The following is an 18,138-nucleotide window of genomic DNA, read 5'->3' as shown; positions in this document are numbered from 1 at the left end:
CATGCCGGGCATGACTGGACCCGTCTTCGTGCCCCTCCACGGCGGCACCCTCGCCACGTCAGTTGGCCTCGAAACCAGTGGAGGGGTCTTCACGCCGCTGCTGTTTCGCGGCGACACCGTCCCGTGCGCGGTCACCGAGGGCTTCACCACCGCCGACGACAACCAGCCCAGCATCAAGATCCGTGTGTTCCATAGTCTCGAAGACCGCATCGCGCACGCGACGTTCCTGCGCGGCTACCAGGTGATCCTGCCCGGCAACGCGCCCCGGGGTGTGCCCAACGTCGCCGTCACGTTCGCGGTTACCGCCTCCGGCGAGTTCGAGCTGACGGCCGCCGACGCCGACCGTGATCTGCCGGTGGTGCTCAGCTAGCGGCCCGTGCCAGCTCGCGATACAGCGGCGACCCCATGAACGTGCTGATGACATAGCCGGACACTGGGGTGAACGTCCGTCCATTCTGGACCTCATCACCCGGCACAAACCTGGTCACGAAACCCTTATAACGGGCGATCTCTCCCGGTACCCCATCAATGGGTATGTCTTGGTCTGTAGCCGGAGTAGCCACAGCAAAGAGGTAAGCCACCGCAGAAAGCTCGTGGATCAGACCATTCCAGGCAAGCCGCAGTTTGGTCGGCTCGACCTTCAAACTGGTCTGCTCGCGCACGATCCGCACCGCGGCCAGCTCGGGCGTCTCGCCCGCTTCAGTGCCTCCACCAGGCAAACTCCACCGGTTCGAGCGCACCACCGATCGTTCATCACGCATGCGTAACAGCACCGCACCACGCCTATTGACGAGCGCGACGACAACGATTCGGTCAGGGGTCATAAACCAACGGTATCGTCCTGACACCAGCCCCCGTGTCCTGCCAGCCCCGCGCGCGTTAATGAACTACTCTCTGGCCTCGTGACTGAAGCCATCGCAGAGGACCTCGTCCTCGACTCAGAAGCAAATGTGCTGCACAGGGTTTACCTCTCCACGATCGACGAAGTAGTCGAGCACGCTCGCGCCGCAGACACCCTCGGCTTGGGCTTCCGCATCGAGTCCTACAACGTCAAGGGCGCCGACGACGCCGACGCCGCGGAGCAATCCGAGTTCGAATTCACGCTCATGGCCGAACCGCCGGTTCGCACCGAAACCGAATACTGAAATCCGGGTTGGCGGGTTAGGTCCTCAGTGCCCTGACCCGCCAGAACGGGAAGATCAGCGCCACTAGCAGTGACAGCACCGGTGCCGGAGCCCCAAACACGAAGCGCCAGAACACAAAGTCGAAGACCGGGATCGCGATCGCGGCCAAAAACATCCACGCCGGCAGATCGGGCTTCAGCCGTTTGCGCGTCCAGGGCGTCTGCCGCCACGGTTTAGCCACGGACAGCCACGCCTGAAACGCGAACGCCCCCGCCATGAGCGCCGACCCAACCACAAGCGTTGTCGTGTCGCCAGGCTCCGCAATGGACAGTCGCGGGCTCAACAGAAAGACACCCGCATAAAGCTGCCCGATCGTGATCGTGAACTTGGCGAGCACCCACCAGTAGCGGAAGTACCCCCACTGCGTCAGCGCCGAAAGCATCAGCCCGGAAAACGCACCCGACGTCCCGAGGTGCTGCAGCAACTTAACGTCAAGAATCTCAGCGGCCGCAATACTTTCCGCCGTGCTCGTCGCGAGCAATGTGCACAAGCAGAGCGCCAGCGTCAGCCACCCGATCGACGTGATCGCGTGAAACCAGACGAGCAACTGCCGGGCTGTCCGTGCCACACCGTGCAGCCTGCCTCGGCGAGCCCCACGACAACATCCGGCCCAACCCCCAAATCAACCCTGAACTGACCCTGCGTCACGCCGGAAGTCAACGTCATACTGTCCGCTTAGGTAGCAGAACGGACGCTTCCTGCCAGTTTCGGCGTCCAAGACGGACAGACGCATCGTTGTGCCGGTCTGCTTCACGGTAATGAGATCCTCCGCCCAGACCCCGATTGGACCCTCGCGCTGGGCGGTAATGTCGTGCCGCACCAATACCCGCCCAGTGCCGAGATCCACTGCGATCATCGCGGTCGGGATAATCGACAGCGCATCAGGCGACTGCTGCCCAAGCCAAAGCCACATGATGGGTTTGTCACCGGACACGAAGAACGCCTCAGACCGCTCGCCTGGCTTGATCGCCGCTACAAGCTCGGTAAGAGGCATAGCGCTAACCGTTGCCTCGTATAGGTTCACGATTTTGACTTGCTTCCAAGCCATCCTCCCTGCCGCGTTGGCCTCGGTCGTGATCACGCGGCCGTCCGGGAGAACCGCGACAACAGGTTCTCCTTCCACTGGCTGGTAACGCGATTGGACTCTGCTGCCGTCGATGAGGCTCAACATGACGTACCTGCTGGGGCCTTCATCGAGAACTGGCTGGAACAAGGCCCATTTTGAATCTGGCGACCAGCCGTGGAAGTACGCGTCGCTGACTGCCAGCACTTCGCTGCTTGCCAGATCCCTGATCGAATAGCTAAACAGGTGAGGGCTTTCCCGGCGCAGCAGCCATCGCCCATCGGGCGATATCTCTATTCCATCGCCGGTCGGGTGGCGAGGTTGCGGAGTCACGCCAATGCTGTAGAACTCACCGCGCTCCGTCACCATGATCTTTATACCGGCATCAGAGTGATACTCGAACAACCCCGGCCCGACCGCCCGGTCACTGGGCAGCTCCGGGGCAGTCGCAGGCAGCACGATCGGCTCGACCGACGCAACGCGATCTGGCCGGCAGAACACGCCAGTCTCATGTGGAGGCCGGTGGGCGACAACATCCCCGCAACCGCCAAGCAGCAGCCCACTAAGCACGATGCCCATCCGCCGCACGCGCGCTCCCATACCCGGTGACGATACGCCTCGCCTTCCCACCCTGCGGACCTCAAAGCCTGCGCGCTATGACCCTTCCGGCAGCTCCAGATCGTCCCGCTCGTCTTCAAGTCAGCCGCCTGGCACACTCACTTCGTCCTGAATGGACAAACCCGCTCCGATGGGCATATCAACACCGACTAATGGCCCCATTGTGTGACCGACCGACTATTGTCCGTAGTGGAGCGCTCTGCTGAGCTAGTCGACATGAACCGGCTTCGATTCGCGAAGGCTGGGTTTCCGGGCGGTCTTAACGAATGAAGTGGTCGGAAATTCCTGCTGGTCAAGTCACCTTTCTCGACGGTGCACCGACCGAAGCCATCGAGCTTGCCTTAGAGCCCCTGCCGGACGAAGCACCCCTTGTCGTCACGTACTACGCACCCGCTGGCCATTCCCGGACCGCCCTTGTGGACTCAATCCTTCGCCAGCTTGAAGAGGGTGCGATCAAGCTCTTCCCGGCCTGGCTACCCGAGGCGGCAGATCTTGAGGGGCCAGGTGGCGCTGGCGTTGCCGCCGTGCGACTGCTTGCCAAACGCCGTGCCGCCGAGACAAACCATTTCGGACCGTTTCTGGCCGACCTTGCCGAACAGGCCCTTCGCGGCGGAAGCCATAGCACCGCCCGCTTCGCGCCAGAGGTCCGGGCCTCCGAACTGTCTAAAGTGTTGGCTGCCAGCTACGCCCGCACTAAGGCCGCGATACTCATCGACGTTCCGGGCGGGCTCGATCCCGCCGCGGAACGCGTCCTAAGCTCAGTCAGCGAATGGTTTGCGGCACAAGGAAACTTCGCGGTCTGGCTCGCCGGGCACAAGCTCGCCACCGCTGAGCGGATCAGCACAATCCACATTGATCTGCCGCCGCATGTCGAGCAGATCATCAAGGTCCCGCCTCCCCCGGAAGCTCCACCCACAGAACGAAACCTTGTGGTGTTCCCGCCATTACAGGGCACTCCACGCTGGAACAGCAAAGCCGAGAAACTGCTCGAATCGGAACTGAGGAAGCTCCCTTGGGCTGCCGGGCGCATTTGGAACCGGCCATATAAGCTGCTTCCCCAATACATCATCGATCTCACCTGGCTCGACGATTGGTGTGCCGTAGAAATCGACGGCGACGAACACCGGAACCCGTACCACTTCGAACGTGATCACCGGCGTGACGTGGCATTGGCAACTCAGGGGTTCCACGTTCTCCGGTTCACAAACAACGAAGTGCTCCAGGACGTCGCTGATGTCATCCGCCGAATCGAACAGTTTCTCTTGATGAAGAGAGCTCAACCGCAAGAAGGGCCAAAATGACCACCGAGAAGCAACTCACCGCCGCTCAATTCGCTTACCTCGCCCTGTTAATGGCCGAGGCCCGCGAAGTGTCCAATACAGAACTGACCGCGAAGTACGGCGTTTCCATCACCGGCAAGGACAGCACCGCACTCGTCGACAACAAGCTGGCTACCCTCACAAAGTCGGGCCGGGTGTCAGTCCACGAACTGACCGACGAGGGCTGGGCAGAGGCAAAGAAAGCAATGGCCGCCCCGTATGTGAAGGCACAGGGCGCCGCTCCAGCGAATGCCGCGCTGCACGCTGTTCTCGCTGCCGTCCATCGCTACCTCGAACGCGCCGACGTCAGCGCCGCCGATTTCTTCGCCCCTACCGAAGCACCGCCAGCACCCGTTGCTGAGGCAAAGTCGGCCGCCGGCAAGTCCAAAGCAGGTAAGGGAACCAACGTTTCACTGCGAATTTCAAATGCCTACAAACGCCTGACCAAGGAAACAGGACCTCGGTGGCTGAGCTTGACCCTCCTTCGTCGCGGCATCGATATGAAGGGCATCTCCCACGAAGAGGTCGACACCGCTCTGCTCGAAATGGTTACCAAGAAGAAGATTCGCCTCATCCCTGAGGAAAACCGAAAGATGATCACCGAAGCTGATCGCTCGGCCGCCATTTACGTAAGCGGTGAGGAGAAGCATTTGATTGGAATTGGGGTGGCATGAACGGTCTGGAAAAACATGCACTGTCGTCTCTCCGATTCGACGTAGCACCCATACCCGATGACGTCTGGCGCCCGTCGCCGTTCCATGTCGAGTCCTTGCACGCCGAGGTGCTTGAAACCATCATGGATGGCCTTGGCAACACTCGCTTAGGTGCAGATGGCAACCCGAATGGTGTGGTCGTCCAAGGAATTGCTGGATCAGGGAAAACACACTTGCTCGGCTGGGTCCGTGAGAAAGCTCAAGGCGCCGGAAGTTACTTCTTCTTGGTTAGCCTCCTTGATGGGAGCATGTTCTGGAAAAGCACGGTTCTAGCGGTCATCGATGGTCTTCAGCAGCCTCACTCCGGCCTTAACACCCAGCTCGGGGTCTTGCTTCGTCGCCTTTGCTCCGAGCTTGGCGTTCGAACTGAACTCGCGCGGACTATCTGCGACGGCAAATTGGAGAATCGCGAACAGCTCGACGAATTCATCGGAGCCCTTCACAAGCGTGCGGGCCGGGTAGCCCTTGCCAGCCAGCACACAGCGAGAGCTCTCGTATTGCTCGCGTCTGAGCGTATGAGTTTGCAGGACATTGCCTACTCCTACTTGCAGTCGATAGGTGAGATGGAAGCCGGCGAAAGAGCAGCCTGGGGCATTCATCCAGAAACGAAGATCCCACAACAGGTTGTCAGAGAACTGTTTCAGTTAATGGCTCTCACTGGATCATCGCTTATCGCTGTTGATCAGATCGACACCCTCATCGCCCAGGCCGCCACCAGTACGGATGGGCTAGGGGAAGAGAGTAAGGAACAGGTCGCCCTAGTCAATCAGGTCGCCGACGGACTGGTCTCCCTTCGTGAACTTGCCACACGCACCCTCACCGTGATTGCCTCGCTTCCTAGCACCTGGACGATTCTGACTAGTCAGGCGGCTAAGCCTTTTGAGGATCGGTTCCACCGGCCGACGACCCTGAAGCCAATCGCTAATGCGAGCGTCGCCAAACAGATCCTTGAGAAGAGATTCGCGCGGCGCTTTGAGCAGGTTGGTTTCAAACCCCCATATGCAACATGGCCCATCAGGCCTGAGGCGCTTGAAGGCGTCCATGAGCTAACTCCGCGACGCTTGATCTCTCGGGTAAACGACCACATCATGGCGTGCCTACGCGACGACACGGTCATGGAACTCCAATCTTGGGATGCACGTCCGGTGCCGACTGAGGGACCGCCAGATCCACGGCCGCCTGCTTCTCCAACACTGTCCGCTCGATTCGACGAGCTTCGCAAAGGATCACGGATCGAAGCCGCACTTAGCCCTGACACAGAAGACCTGGAAATGTCCTCGCTCCTCAACGCTGGACTCGCGGCCTGGATTCAGGAACAAGGAGCAGCAAAGCACACCTTCAAACTCGATGCCCGCCAAGGCGGCAAGCATCCTCTTCATGCTCGACTGCGACAGGTTCTCCACGACGAACGCGACGACGAACAGCACTGGTCATTCCGCGGAATCTCGCACACTCATGGCGTCTCAATCCTTTCGCGAATTCTGGCTGCGCGTACGGCGGCGGGGCTAAGCAAAGGAATCTCCAAGCGAAAGCTGGTGTTCCTGCGCAATATCGAGTGGAACAAGGGCCCGAAAAACAAGGAAGCGATTCAGGACTTCACTGACGCCGGCGGCGTGACCCTAGGGGTCAGCGAAGAGGATCTGAAGACGTTTGCGGCTCTGAAACAGATGCTGTCCGAACGAGACCCGTCGCTTGAGGATTGGCTTCGCGCGAATAGGCCCGCAAGCAAGACCACTCTGCTGCGAACGGTATTGAGCGAAGTCGCTGCCTCGCTTGAGGCGGATGAGGCAGAGCAGCAACCGGAGCCGGAGAGTCTGTTTGAACCGCCGAAAACTAAGCTCAACGGGCGGGCAGTAGTGCCTCTGGGCAATGGCGTCGACGAACCGGGCGGGCTGCATGTTGATTTGGAGTCGCTCCGGAAGCACACAGCAATCTTTGCTGGTTCTGGTTCGGGAAAGACCGTCCTAATTAGACGGCTGATCGAGGAATGTGCGCTCCAAGGCGTGTCGACGATCGTGCTCGACCCAAACAATGACTTGGCACGGCTCGGTGATGGATGGCCTGCCACTCCATCGGGTTGGGCCTCTGGTGACAGCTCCAAAGCGCAAGAGTATTTGGCGAACACGGACGTTGTGGTGTGGACGCCTAGACGCGAAGCGGGGAGACCTCTGAGCTTCCAGCCGCTTCCTGATTTCCGCAGCATTCTCAAGGATCCTGATGAGCTGGGGATCGCGATCGACGCGACTGTCGCTAGCCTGGCACCACGCGCCAAGGTTGACGGCGAGTCAGCCAAGGCGCTGAGAGGCCGTGCAGTTCTCAAGGAGGCCCTCGACTACTTCGCCAAGACTGGCACGGGCGGGATCAAGCCCTTCATCGGCGTGCTGAACTCGCTTCCAGAAGGCATCAGCCAGCTCGATGACGCGGAGAAGATCGCCTTTGAAATGTCGCAGAACCTTATGGCTGCGGTGGTTACCGATCCGCTGTTCGGTGGTGCGGGAGCCGCCGTAGATCCGGGGCTTCTGTTGACGCCGCCAGAAGGCAAGCGGGCCAGGATTTCTGTCATCAGCTTCATTGGTTTGCCGTCAGAGGAACAGCGGCAAAGTTTCGTTAACCAGCTACAGATGGCGTTGTTCGCGTGGATTAAGCAGAATCCGGCGGGCAACCGGCCTTTGGGCGGCTTGCTGGTCATGGACGAGGCGCAAACTTTGGCTCCGTCCAGTCCCATGACGGCCTGCACGATGAGCACGCTAGCTCTGGCGTCCCAAGCCCGAAAGTATGGCCTGGGCTTGGTATTCGCGACTCAGGCGCCAAAGGGTCTGCACAACAGGATCTCCGGCAACGCGGCAACCCAGTTCTTTGGACTGCTGAATGCCCCGGTACAGATTGAGGCGGCACGAGAAATGGCCCGGGCCAAAGGGGGCGATGTCCCGGACATATCCCGGCTCAAGACTGGTCAGTTCTATGCCTCTGGCGAGGGGTTCACCCTCCGCAAGGTGCAAACTCCGCTCTGCTTGAGCTACCACCCATCGAGTCCGCTGACGACAGAAGAAGTCGTCGAAAGGGCTAAGGCGCAGTGATCATGGGGGATGCCGCCGACGCGGCATCCCCCACTCCCAGGTCAGCTGCTTGTGTCGCAAAATTGACAGGTTCAAGGGGTATGAACTGTCGGTGCTAATCGCGGCTGCTGATGATCCTCTGTTTCGGACAGTGACGTTCACGTGGGTCGAGGATGACCCTGGCAACCCGGCGATGGATGTGCTGATAAGGCTTATCCGGCTTGCGGATAGGGCGCGCGAGTCAAACAGCCTCGACCGGTTTCTGATGGACCATGGCGGCCACGGGACGTGGAGCAAGGACGTCGGGCTGTCCGTGGACTTTAGGTGTTCGTATCAGCTGTGCGTATTGCGGGATGAGCCGATCAGGGGCGTGGGGATCTCAGAAGAACGGTGGATGTTGGTGTTCGCAATGACGCGAAGATTCGGCCGTGAATTTATGGGAATCCGGGGCGTGCGTCTATTTTGGAGCTTCCGCAGACTTGGGTGCAGCCGTGGCACGCGAAGCGTGAAGGGATCGAACGGGCACTGTCACGCGGGTCGAGCACGGGACGTCGGTTTTCACGTGTACGAACCGGCCGGCGAAGGGACCGGGTACCCGCTGCTGCTGATGTTTGACGGCGACGTCTGGAACGGGATTGACGGGGCGTCCACGTTGGACAATCTGATCGCGGAACGGGCGATTCCACCGGTGATCGCGGTAATGGTCGAGAGCATGTACGGCGCCGAGCGTGAGCAAAGTCTGACCCAGCCCGATATCTTCCTCAAGTTCCTGCTCGATGACCTGCTGCTGTTCCTGAGCGCAAACTACAGCGTGATGAACGATCCGGCCAAGACGGTGCTCGCGGGACAGAGCTTAGGCGGGCTGGCAGCGGCTTACGCTGGCCTGACAGCGCCACACCGGATCGGGCGGATTCTGACGCAGTCCGGGAGTTTCTGGCGTGCTCGCAAGAGCCCGGAAGAGGTTGACGCTGAAGAGATTCTGGCCGCCTTCGCCAGCAATGCGAAGGCGGACCTGAGGTTCTACCACGACGCCGGACTGCTTGAGGGAAATCTACTCGACAAGAACCGCGATCTGCACAAAGTGTTGTCCGCCAAGGGATACGACGTCACGAATCGTGAATTCCCCGGTGGCCACGACTGCGCGTGGTGGCGCGGTGGTTTAGCCGACGGGCTTATCGCACTATTGTGAAGCAGCCTGCTGGGCATGCCATTCGCTCGCGAGCATGGCGAACTGGAATTCGTTGCTCCAATCGCCTTTGAACCACTCGTTTTCGATGAGGTGGGCTTCTTGGCGCATGCCGAGGCGGCGGGCTAGGCGGGCCGAGGGTCCGTTGCGTTCGTCAATGCGGGCGATGATGCGGTGCAGGCCGAGCTCTTCGAAGCCGAGGCGCAGCATGGCGGTGGCGGCTTCGGTGACATATCCGTGGCCGCCGAAGTCGGGATTGACGACGTAGCCCAGTTCTCCGCCCTGGTGTTCACGGCTGTGCCAGAACAAGACGACGTCGCCCAGGAGTTGACCGGTCGCGGCGAGTTCGATGCCGAGGATGAGGGCCTGGCCTTCGTCGGTGAGTTCGGTTAGCGCCCACTGAGCGGACAGTCGTTCCTTGATAACGGAAGGCGTCATGGGCTCGAACGGCACGTAGCGGCAAACGTCAGGGCGGCTGCGGTAGGCGAGCAAGGCGTCGGTGTCGTCGGCGGTTAAGGGGCGAAGGAGCAGACGCTGCGTGCGGACCGGATATTTAGGGCTGAGAGACACGAGGGCAATAGTGCCACGGGCCGCTAACGTGAGCCCTATGAAGGCGGTTGTCTACACCCGCTACGGCTCGCCAGACGAGCTGAAGCTGTCTGAGGTGCCTACGCCGGAGCCGAAGGACGATGAGGTGCTCGTCAGAGTCCACGCGACTTCGCTCAACCGGTCTGACTGGGAAGGGCTGATCGGCAAACCGTGGTATGCGCGTCTCGGTGGCGTGCGTAAGCCGCGGCGGAAGGTTCTCGGGTCTGACATCGCTGGGCGCGTCGAAAAGACGGGCAGCAACGTGACGGATTGGCAGCCGGGCGACGAGGTCTTCGCGGACGCTCTGAGTGTGATGGGTGGCTTCGCCGAGCTCATCTGCGTACCAGCGAATATATTGGCTCGTAAGCCTGTGTCGATGTCTTTTGAGGAAGCCGCGTGCTTGCCTCAGGCGGGTGCGATCGCGTGGCAGGGCATTGGTGAGAAGGTGCGGGCCGGCCAGCGGGTGCTGATCAATGGCGCTGGCGGCGGCACCGGCATGTACGCCATACAGCTGGCCAAACTTCTCGGCGCAGAGGTGACGGGTGTCGACAACGCCGAAAAGCTGGAGTTCATGCGTTCCGTGGGCGCTGACCATGTCATCGATTACGAAGCCGAGGACTTCACCAGGAAACGCTATGACGTGATTCTGGATTTGGTTGCCTACAGAAACGTGTTCGCCTACAAACGCGCGCTGAACCCGCACGGGCGCTACCAGTTCGTCGGTGGCTCGGCCGGCACGCTGTTGCAAACCCTGTTGCTAGGTCCCTTGACCGGTAAGAAGATCCGCATGCTGGTCGTCAGGCAAGGCGCCAAGCATCTCGCGCCGTTCATCGAGCTGTGTAAAGCAGGCAAGATAAGGACCGTGATCGACCGGCGGTTCAGTCTGAGCGAAGTGCCGCAAGCCTTGCGCTATCTCGGCGAAGGCCACGCTAAAGGCAAAATCGTCATCAGCCCGCTAGGCTGACGCGAATGACGAGTGAGGCCCCAGCAGACTTGGTGCAGCAGGCGGCGGAGAACCCCGGCGGCTGGGTTTATGAGATCAACCACGAGTGGGTGCCAGACCCCAACGGGTTCGTGCCCAACGAGGCGATCCGCGGCGGCTGGCAGGTCGGCGACGACGGGAAGCTCACGGGTGAGTTCCGGGAGAACCCGAATTACGGGCCGCCGCATGACGATTTCAGCAAACTGCTCGAACCTGACCACTGGCTGGGCTGGCTCGGCGACGATCCGGCGCAGGCGATCCGGGAGTCCGTCGAGGAAATCATCGCCGAGCAGGTGCCGGGCGCGGTCATCGAGTGGATGAAAATCACTGACACACCAAAGTTTCTGACTGCCGGTCGGCGTGACGAGAGCGATTCGAGTCAGCTCATCGTGACCAAGACGGGCATCGCCGCGCCGTTCGCCGTTGGGGTGCGCTCGATTGTGGAACGCGACATCCTGTGGGGTGTGCACACGATCGTGATCGTCGGCATGGACGATCCTGACACGGCCCGCAGCCGGGTGTGGTTTGAATTGCGTGCCCCGCTCGACGAGGCGGAAAAGCAGTTGCCCGTCCGGTTTACGGAGCTTGCCGGGTAATCAGCATATAGGCGTATTCATCGAGCACTTTGGACAGTGGGATGCCGGGCCGCCCCGCGAGCTCGGCGATCTGCTCCGGGGAAAAGCCCGTCTCGCGGATGATGTCGCGAGCCCACTGGCGGCCCAGCCGCAGGTGCGCGGCGAACGCTGGCTCCCCACGGGACCCGTGCAAGACTGAAGCGATGGCGGCATCCCATGGCATCACGGACAACGGCCGCAGCGCGTAGAGCAGTTTCGCCGCCGCGGTCGGCCCGAGGGTCCGCTTGCCGATGCTTAGCGTCGACAGCGAGCCGTAGGCGGTCGCCAGGGCGACGATCTGCCTGTCGGTCAGCTTGTGAATGGCTGGTGTCGCGGGAAGGTTTACTGAGCTGGCCCAAACCGCCGTGCTCTCCACGAATGTGCCCGTATAGGGCAGGCGGCAGCCCCAGGAGTTGAGCCAGGCCAACGCGAGCGGGCGATGGTCGGGATTGGACAGATCCAGCCCGGGAGCCGTGACCGCCTGCAGTTCAAGCCAGCTGGCATCCACTTTGCCCAGTGTCGCGAACTCGTGCCCCGCCTTGGACAAGGCGGCCAGATCGGGCGCGTCGATGGCTGGGGTGGGCAGGCCAAGCCTTTCCGCGGCAACCTTTTTCGGCACCGTCATGCGCCACGCCTCCTGCACTAGTTCCCGCATCTCGCCGACGTCAAGCCGGTCCAGCCATGCTTCCACCCATTGGTATCGGTCATCAGGCGGGGCCGGCATGTAGAACTTGCGCGGATCGGAGGCGATCAGGGCCTCGCGCTCCTCGCGCGGGTAGCCAAAGCCCATCGTCGTCTCATCGCGGGAAAGCGACACATAGACGATCTGCCCTACCCGGAACTTGATCCGGTCGCGGATGAGGTGCTCCGAGGTGCGAGGAAGCGACATCGCCACCGCCCGGATGTCCTCAACAGTCACCATGGCGAAGATCTTAGGCCGTGGGTGGGACAGACAGCCCGGCCAAACGTGAGGCACTATTTGGTCGTGAAACTGGCTCGGTTCGGTGTGGCGGTAGTAGTTTTCGGGGCGCTCTTGAGCGGGTGCTCTGACAAACCGTCGATGCAGCCCGGTGTGGCTACCCCTTCGTCTCCCCCGGTGCCCGCGCCGGCTCCCGTGACGCTCGCGCTCACGCCGGCGGCCGAGACCAAGGACTTGCCGATCAGCACCGAGATCGGGGTGACGCTCGCCAACGGGAGCATTGATTCGGTGGTCCTGGCCGATGCCAACGGCAATCAGACCGGGGGCGATCTCCGAGACGATAAGACATCGTGGGTACCAGATAAGCCGCTCAAGTTCGGCACCAAATACACGGCGACCGTGACCGCGTCTGGCGGCGGCAAGACCGTCACCGAGACGACCAGTTTCACGACGATGTCCAAGCCGGGCAAGCGCAATGGCGTCGGGCTCTACCTGTTCGGCGACCGCGAATACGGCATCGCCCAGCCGGTCGTCATCGAGTTCACCAACCCGGTGCCCGAAAGCGCCCGTGCGGGCGTGCAGTCACGCCTATTCGTGACCACGACACCGCCCCAGCCCGGGGTGTGGAGCTGGAACAGCTCGAAGCAGGTGACCTACCGCTCCAAGGAGTACTGGAAGCCGGGCACGAAGATTGAGGTCCGCGCCGGGCTCGAAGGGCACCCGATGGGTGACGGGCGCTATGGCGACTCTGACAAAAAGGGCGTCGGCAACATCTCGCAGACCGCCATCGAGCTGATCGTCGAGAACTCGACGAAAACCATGACGGTCAAAAAGAACGGCGAAGTCATCAAGACTCTGCCCGTGAGCCTGGGCAAGGCCTCGACACCGTCAGCCAGCGGGACGCTCGTCATCATGAACAAAGAGCGCAAGACGGTGTTCCGCAGCGACCCGGGTGATCCCGACGTCTACGTGGTGGACATCGAATACGCTCAGCGCCTCACGTGGAGCGGTCAATACATCCACGCCGCTCCGTGGTCAGTTAAAGACCAGGGCGTACGCAACGTCTCGCACGGCTGCGTCAACGTCTCCATGGACAACGCCAAGTTCCTGTTCGACCTGACACGTCTCGGTGACCCGGTGACGGTGTCCGGCACGGAGGAAAAGGTCGAGTCTGGTGACGGGTTCATGCCGTGGAGCTTGTCGTGGAGTGACTACATCAAGGGCAGTGCGCTGCCCGTGCCGTCAGAGTTGCAGTGACACGCGGCTGAGCGGTTCAGTGAATCCCAAGCGCTGATAGAGCTTCAGCGCACTGGGGTTGTGGTCTTCGACGGCCAGTGCCAGCCGCCCGTGCTCAGCGAACAGCTTCTCCCCCACGCTGACCGTCAGCGCTGTCCCGAGGCCCAGACCCTGGTGACTCGGCAGCACGGCGATGCTGCTGAGGAACCCGACGTCCCCTGAACTCTTGTCGGCCAGGCAAGCCACGACCGTGCCACCGTCGAAAACGCCGTACCAGTCCCGTATTTTCGGGTCGCCCGGCTTGCCGCCCGCGTCAGGCAACGACGCGGCGAGCACGGCATTGACACCGTCCATATCGGACTCGCCGAGCCTGACGACATCGTGGCGCACCCGGCCCGCGTTCGACGGTGCTAGCTGTCTGGGTGCCGCTGCCACCACGGTCTCGTGCGACGCACCCGCCACCCTGGTACCCGGGGCGATCGGGCCGTGTGGTGCGGACAGGAAGGTCCACGGCGGACGCTGGCCGATGGGCTGGAGCCCGGCGTCCGCGATGAGCGCGGGCGTGACCTGCCACCAGTCGCGGCCGGTTTCCTTACGCAGCAACGTTATCGCGTCACGGGTTCCTTCGGCCGGGCCGAGGGCGCACCCAACCGGACCCCACGGGCCGGCCCCGACCCAGGCGGTTACCGAGCCGTCGTGAGAGCCGACGACCTCGTCGCCAGCCGTCATCGCGCGCACATAAGGGGTGTCGCCCGCGGCGCTGAGCACCGCGGCGCGACCGTTGAGCCACCCCATGGGTTTAGCGGCGGGACTTGAGCGACTTGCCGACGATCGACACCAGACGGTCCAATTCGGACCCGAACGGGTTGTCGTTGACGAGGTAGGTCCATGTGGCGCTCGGGCGGATCAGCTCCGCGCGCTCGGGCTCCCAGCCGTCTTCGAAACCGTCGGCGTCGTCGATCTCCTCGAACGTCTCCAGCGTCCGCTTCTCGATCTCGGGGATCAGCGCGTTGAACGCGGGAACGGCCGAGCGGTGGAACTCGTCGAGCGGGTCAACGCGGCCCAGAGCGCGCAGGTGCACACCCTCACGGACCTCGGCCAGCTCGGCCAGGTGCTCGGCCCACAGCCGGTCGAGGTGATAGAGCGCGATGTCGCGGCCCATCTTGTTGAGCTCGTCGTCGTCGAGGTCCTCGGTCGTCTCGGGATAGGTCGAGCGCAACAGGTCACCGGCGACGTCTGTTTCCAGGAGCCGCTTGCGGCGCTCGGCTAGCGCCTTGCGCTGCTGCTCGATCACGATGCTGTAGCGCCAGGTGTTGCGGTGGATCTCGTGGTTGACGCCTTCGGCGACGCGCTGGGCGTGCTCGACCGCCGCGGTGACACGCTCGTCTTCGACCAGTCCACCGAACTTCATCTTCGGCCAGGCCGGAATGGCGTCGGAGGCGTGGTGACGCACGAGGTCGTCTTCGAGGCTGACGAAGAAGATAGAGCCGCCGGGGTCACCCTGACGGCCGGCCCGGCCACGCAGCTGGTCGTCGACGCGACGGGAGTTGTGCCGGCCGGCCCCGATGACGAACAGTCCCCCGAGCTCGGCGACGCGGTCGTAGTCGGCCTGGTCGCTGCCACCCAGGCGGATGTCGACACCACGGCCCGCCATCTGGGTGGAAACCGTTACCGCGCCGTACTTTCCGGCTTCGGCGATGATGGCGGCTTCTTCGTCATCGTTCTTGGCGTTGAGGACCGCGCACTCGACGCCGGCCTCGCGCAGCTGGTGGGCCAGGCGCTGCGACTCGCTCACGTCGAGCGTGCCGATGAGCACCGGGCGGCCGTCTTCGTGCAGCGAGCTGATCAGCTCCACCAGCGCTTCGTCACGCTCGGCGAACGTCGCGTAGATCTTGTCCTCTTCGTCGGTGCGCACACAGGGCGTGTTGGGCGGGATGACGGCGACTTCGAGACTGAAGTATTCACGCAGTTCGTCGCCGACGTGCACGGCTGTGGCTGTCATGCCACACAGTGTCTGGTAAAGCCCGAGGAACGCCTGAACCGTAATCGTGCCAAGGACTTCGCCTTCGGCGCTGGCGCTCAGTCCTTCCTTGGCCTCGACAGCCGCGTGCAGACCGTCAGGCCAGCGGCGGCGCTGTGCCACCCGGCCACGCATCTCATCGATCAGCTCGACTTTGCCGTTGCGCACGATGTAGTCGACGTCGCGTTCCAGCAACGCTTGCGCGTGCAGGGCGACGTTGACGGCGGACAGTTGCTCGATGTGCTCGCTGTCGTAGAGGTTGATGCCGCCGAGTTCTTCTTCCAGCTTCGCCAGGCCCTTGGCCGTGAAGTTGGCGCTGCGGCCGTCTTCGGAGATCTCGTAGTCACGCTTCGGGATGAGGGACTTCACGAGCCCGGCGGCGGAGTGCACCGGGTCCTGCTCGTTGGGGATCATGCCGGCGAGCACCATCGGCACCCGGGCCTCATCGATGAGGATCGAGTCGGCCTCATCGACGATGGCGCACGTGAGCTCAGGCTGGATCCGCGCCTCGGGGTCGGTGATCAGCTGGTCGCGCAGGAAGTCGAATCCGGCCTCGCTGACCGACACATAGGTCACGTTCTTGGCGTAGGCGTCACGCCGTTCCTCAGGCGTCGAAGCCCCCGTCACATACCCCACCGTCAGGCCGAGCAGGTCGTAGACCGGGCGCATCCAGTCGGCGTCTCGTTTGGCCAGGTAGTCATTGACGGTGATGACGTGCACGGGGCCGTTGCCGAGCTGAACGTGCCCATATGCGGCGATCGCCGCCACAAGCGTCTTACCCTCACCGGTGGCCATTTCCGCCACGGTCTTGCCGATCAGGCACTGCACACCGAGCATCTGAACGTCATAGGCGCGCTCACCGAGCGCCCGGTCAGCGGCCTCGCGGCCCACGGCGCAGATCTCGACGAGATCCTTCGCCTGGCCTGCCGCCTCCGTCAGCTCTTCATCGGTGACATCCCGCAGCTCAACACCACGATCCTCGATCTCTGGCAGCAGCTTGGAGAAGGGCCGCAAATCAACTGTGGTCCCCGGCCGCTCCATGATCCGGCGGAAGGTGTTCTTCAATCGCAACGAGACGCCCATGAGCGACCAGGCTACGTCAAATCCTGGCGTGTAGTCACCCCGGCCCGTGGTATGCCCCGGCCGTCGCGGCGGCCGGGGCATACAGCGATGGGTATCAGTGGGCCGCGCGGGCCTTCTTCGGCAGGAGGAAGCCGAGCCCGAACGTCACGAGAGTCAGCACCAGGGCGATCACGGTGACAAGGGCGACGGCGTCGACCGGGTTGCCTGAACCGGAGTGCTCCAGGCCGGAGGCTCCGAAGAACACCGTCCCGAGAACCGCGACGCCGAGCGAGGCACCGAGTTGCTGGAGCGCTTCGAGACTGCTCGATGCCGAGCCGACTTCGTGATCCTCGACGTCGCCCATGATGATGTCGAACAGCGGCACGAAGATCTGTCCCATCCCGAAGCCGTAGACCAGCAGCGGCAGCGACAGCAGCCATCCGCTCACGCTCGTGCCCGCCGTCACGACGACCAGCAAGAAGATCGCGGTGCCGAGTGCCATGAACGCGAGTCCATTGTGGAGGATCCGGCGGCCCTGCTTGGCCATCGTCATCGCCGAGACCGCGCTGCCGATGAACGCACCGACCGCCCAGCCGGCCATCGTCAGGCTCGCTTTCATCGCCGAGTAACCCAGGCCCATCTGCAGGAACACCCCGACCGCCAGGCTGAAGCCCACGATCGCGCCGAAGAAGACGATCACGAACAGGACACCCGAGGAGTAGGACCGCTTGGCGAACATCGTCAGCTGCACCAGCGGGACTTTGCCTTCGGCTTTACGGCTTATCTGGTACCAGGTGAAAAGCGCGAGAGCCGGAACGGAGGCACCGAGCATGACCAAGGTCCAAGCCGGCCAGCCGATTTCGCGGCCCTGCACGAGCGGGAAGACCAGCAGGAACATTCCAGCACCCGCCAGAAGCATGCCAAGCACATCAAGGCTCTTGGAGTCGGAGACCGGCTTGCGGCGGGGCAGATAGCGGTTGCCAGCGATCAGGGTGAACAGCCCGAGCGGCAGGTTGATCAGGAAGATGGAGCGCCATCCAGCGGCTTCGGTAAGCAGGCCAGCGACGATCGGCCCGAGGATCGTGGCAAGCCCAATGGACGGACCGAAAATCCCGAACGCCTTGGCCATGTCCTGCGGAGAGAACAGGTCGCGAATCATGCCGAAGCACTGCGGCACCATGACCGCCGCGAACAGGCCCTGCGCGACCCGAGCCACGATCAGGCTTTCCGGCGACCAGGCGATCGCGCACAACAATGAGGCGACCGTGAACCCGGCGGCACCGAACATCAGCATCCGCTTGCGGCCGAACATATCGCCAAGCCGCCCACCGGTCAGCAGGCCAACCGCCAGAGCCAGGGTGTACCCGGCTGAGATCCACTGGAGGCTGGCGAACGTGCCGCCGAGGTCACGCAGGATCGCCGGGGCGGCCACATTGACCACCGTCGAGTCGAGCAAGTTCATGAGGATGGCAGATAGGACCACCGAAAGGCCCAGCCAGGGGCGCACTACCTGAATTTTGACCGTCGCCGTAGGACGTTCCAGAACCGCTGTTGTCATGAGGAGAACGCTATTAGGCT

Annotated in this window: 17 protein-coding genes; 9 read left to right on the top strand and 8 right to left on the bottom strand. The window is 62.5% G+C overall.

Translation table 11 applies throughout. The features are described from left to right. Positions 1-10 precede the first annotated feature (10 nt). The gene (locus tag A3E1_RS0105410) at positions 11-370 is read left to right on the top strand and encodes an Hsp70 family protein (RefSeq protein ID WP_026208115.1); all 360 of its coding nucleotides are present in this window, start codon (positions 11-13) and stop codon (positions 368-370) included. On the opposite strand, the gene A3E1_RS39055 is transcribed toward A3E1_RS0105410, so the two are convergent. After that, a complete protein-coding gene (locus tag A3E1_RS39055; protein ID WP_020519726.1) occupies positions 363-824 on the bottom strand; it encodes an NUDIX hydrolase in 462 nt (153 codons plus the stop codon). The two genes, A3E1_RS0105410 and A3E1_RS39055, sit on opposite strands and share 8 nt — an antisense overlap. A gap of 78 nt (positions 825-902) precedes the next feature. Here A3E1_RS39055 and A3E1_RS0105400 point away from each other — a divergent pair, with 78 nt between their 5' ends. Further along, entirely contained in the window at positions 903-1,145 is a 243-nt protein-coding gene (locus tag A3E1_RS0105400) for a hypothetical protein (RefSeq protein WP_020519725.1), read from the top strand. 16 nt (positions 1,146-1,161) lie between these two features. Here A3E1_RS0105400 and A3E1_RS39050 read toward each other — a convergent pair whose 3' ends face one another. Then, positions 1,162-1,752 (bottom strand): hypothetical protein, encoded by a 591-nt coding sequence (locus tag A3E1_RS39050; RefSeq protein WP_020519724.1) that lies wholly within the window; start codon positions 1,750-1,752, stop codon positions 1,162-1,164. Positions 1,753-1,806: 54 nt separating this feature from the next. Beyond that, positions 1,807-2,847: a TolB-like translocation protein gene (locus A3E1_RS0105390; RefSeq protein WP_020519723.1), complete on the bottom strand. Its 1,041-nt coding sequence runs from the start codon at positions 2,845-2,847 to the stop codon at positions 1,807-1,809. 284 nt (positions 2,848-3,131) lie between these two features. Between A3E1_RS0105390 and A3E1_RS39045 the strand changes: the two genes are divergently transcribed. From A3E1_RS39045 to A3E1_RS46985, 4 genes are all read left to right on the top strand, one after another. After that, positions 3,132-4,166: a DUF559 domain-containing protein gene (locus tag A3E1_RS39045; RefSeq protein ID WP_020519722.1), complete on the top strand. Its 1,035-nt coding sequence runs from the start codon at positions 3,132-3,134 to the stop codon at positions 4,164-4,166. After that, complete coding sequence (locus tag A3E1_RS0105380; RefSeq protein WP_020519721.1) at positions 4,163-4,858, top strand: hypothetical protein; 696 nt, start codon at positions 4,163-4,165, stop codon at positions 4,856-4,858. Before A3E1_RS39045 ends, A3E1_RS0105380 begins: the two co-directional genes overlap by 4 nt. Further along, positions 4,855-7,974 (top strand): ATP-binding protein, encoded by a 3,120-nt coding sequence (locus tag A3E1_RS0105375; protein WP_026208114.1) that lies wholly within the window; start codon positions 4,855-4,857, stop codon positions 7,972-7,974. The genes A3E1_RS0105380 and A3E1_RS0105375 overlap by 4 nt, the downstream gene beginning before the upstream one ends. Before the next feature lie 172 nt (positions 7,975-8,146). Continuing rightward, positions 8,147-9,142 (top strand): alpha/beta hydrolase, encoded by a 996-nt coding sequence (locus A3E1_RS46985; RefSeq protein WP_322786252.1) that lies wholly within the window; start codon positions 8,147-8,149, stop codon positions 9,140-9,142. Here A3E1_RS46985 and A3E1_RS0105365 read toward each other — a convergent pair. Then, positions 9,134-9,709 (bottom strand): GNAT family N-acetyltransferase, encoded by a 576-nt coding sequence (locus A3E1_RS0105365; protein ID WP_020519717.1) that lies wholly within the window; start codon positions 9,707-9,709, stop codon positions 9,134-9,136. The two genes, A3E1_RS46985 and A3E1_RS0105365, sit on opposite strands and share 9 nt — an antisense overlap. Before the next feature lie 37 nt (positions 9,710-9,746). Between A3E1_RS0105365 and A3E1_RS0105360 the strand changes: the two genes are divergently transcribed. Beyond that, entirely contained in the window at positions 9,747-10,691 is a 945-nt protein-coding gene (locus A3E1_RS0105360; RefSeq protein ID WP_020519716.1) for an NAD(P)-dependent alcohol dehydrogenase, read from the top strand. Positions 10,692-10,696: 5 nt separating this feature from the next. Beyond that, a complete protein-coding gene (locus A3E1_RS0105355) occupies positions 10,697-11,305 on the top strand; it encodes a hypothetical protein (RefSeq protein WP_020519715.1) in 609 nt (202 codons plus the stop codon). On the opposite strand, the gene A3E1_RS0105350 is transcribed toward A3E1_RS0105355, so the two are convergent. Next, positions 11,286-12,245, bottom strand: a complete 960-nt coding sequence (locus A3E1_RS0105350) for an MmcQ/YjbR family DNA-binding protein (RefSeq protein ID WP_020519714.1) — start codon at positions 12,243-12,245, stop codon at positions 11,286-11,288. The two genes, A3E1_RS0105355 and A3E1_RS0105350, sit on opposite strands and share 20 nt — an antisense overlap. 69 nt (positions 12,246-12,314) lie before the next feature. On the opposite strand from A3E1_RS0105350, the gene A3E1_RS0105345 reads away from it, so the two are divergent. Then, the gene (locus A3E1_RS0105345; protein ID WP_157631377.1) at positions 12,315-13,499 is read left to right on the top strand and encodes a L,D-transpeptidase; all 1,185 of its coding nucleotides are present in this window, start codon (positions 12,315-12,317) and stop codon (positions 13,497-13,499) included. On the opposite strand, the gene A3E1_RS44445 is transcribed toward A3E1_RS0105345, so the two are convergent. The 3 genes from A3E1_RS44445 to A3E1_RS0105330 all read right to left on the bottom strand — a co-directional run bounded on the left by A3E1_RS44445 (position 13,485) and on the right by A3E1_RS0105330 (position 18,118). Next, a complete protein-coding gene (locus A3E1_RS44445) occupies positions 13,485-14,273 on the bottom strand; it encodes a GNAT family N-acetyltransferase (RefSeq protein ID WP_020519712.1) in 789 nt (262 codons plus the stop codon). The genes A3E1_RS0105345 and A3E1_RS44445 overlap by 15 nt on opposite strands. Before the next feature lie 4 nt (positions 14,274-14,277). Beyond that, positions 14,278-16,581: an accessory Sec system translocase SecA2 gene (gene secA2, locus A3E1_RS0105335; RefSeq protein ID WP_020519711.1), complete on the bottom strand. Its 2,304-nt coding sequence runs from the start codon at positions 16,579-16,581 to the stop codon at positions 14,278-14,280. A gap of 94 nt (positions 16,582-16,675) precedes the next feature. Then, a complete protein-coding gene (locus A3E1_RS0105330; RefSeq protein ID WP_026208113.1) occupies positions 16,676-18,118 on the bottom strand; it encodes an MFS transporter in 1,443 nt (480 codons plus the stop codon). Positions 18,119-18,138: the final 20 nt, after the last annotated feature.

Origin of the sequence: Catelliglobosispora koreensis DSM 44566, assembly GCF_000379685.1 — a bacterium.
Lineage (GTDB): Bacteria > Actinomycetota > Actinomycetes > Mycobacteriales > Micromonosporaceae > Catelliglobosispora > Catelliglobosispora koreensis.
The sequence above is the reverse complement of the archived record's forward strand: the minus strand, read 5'-3'. Positions and strand labels throughout refer to the sequence as shown.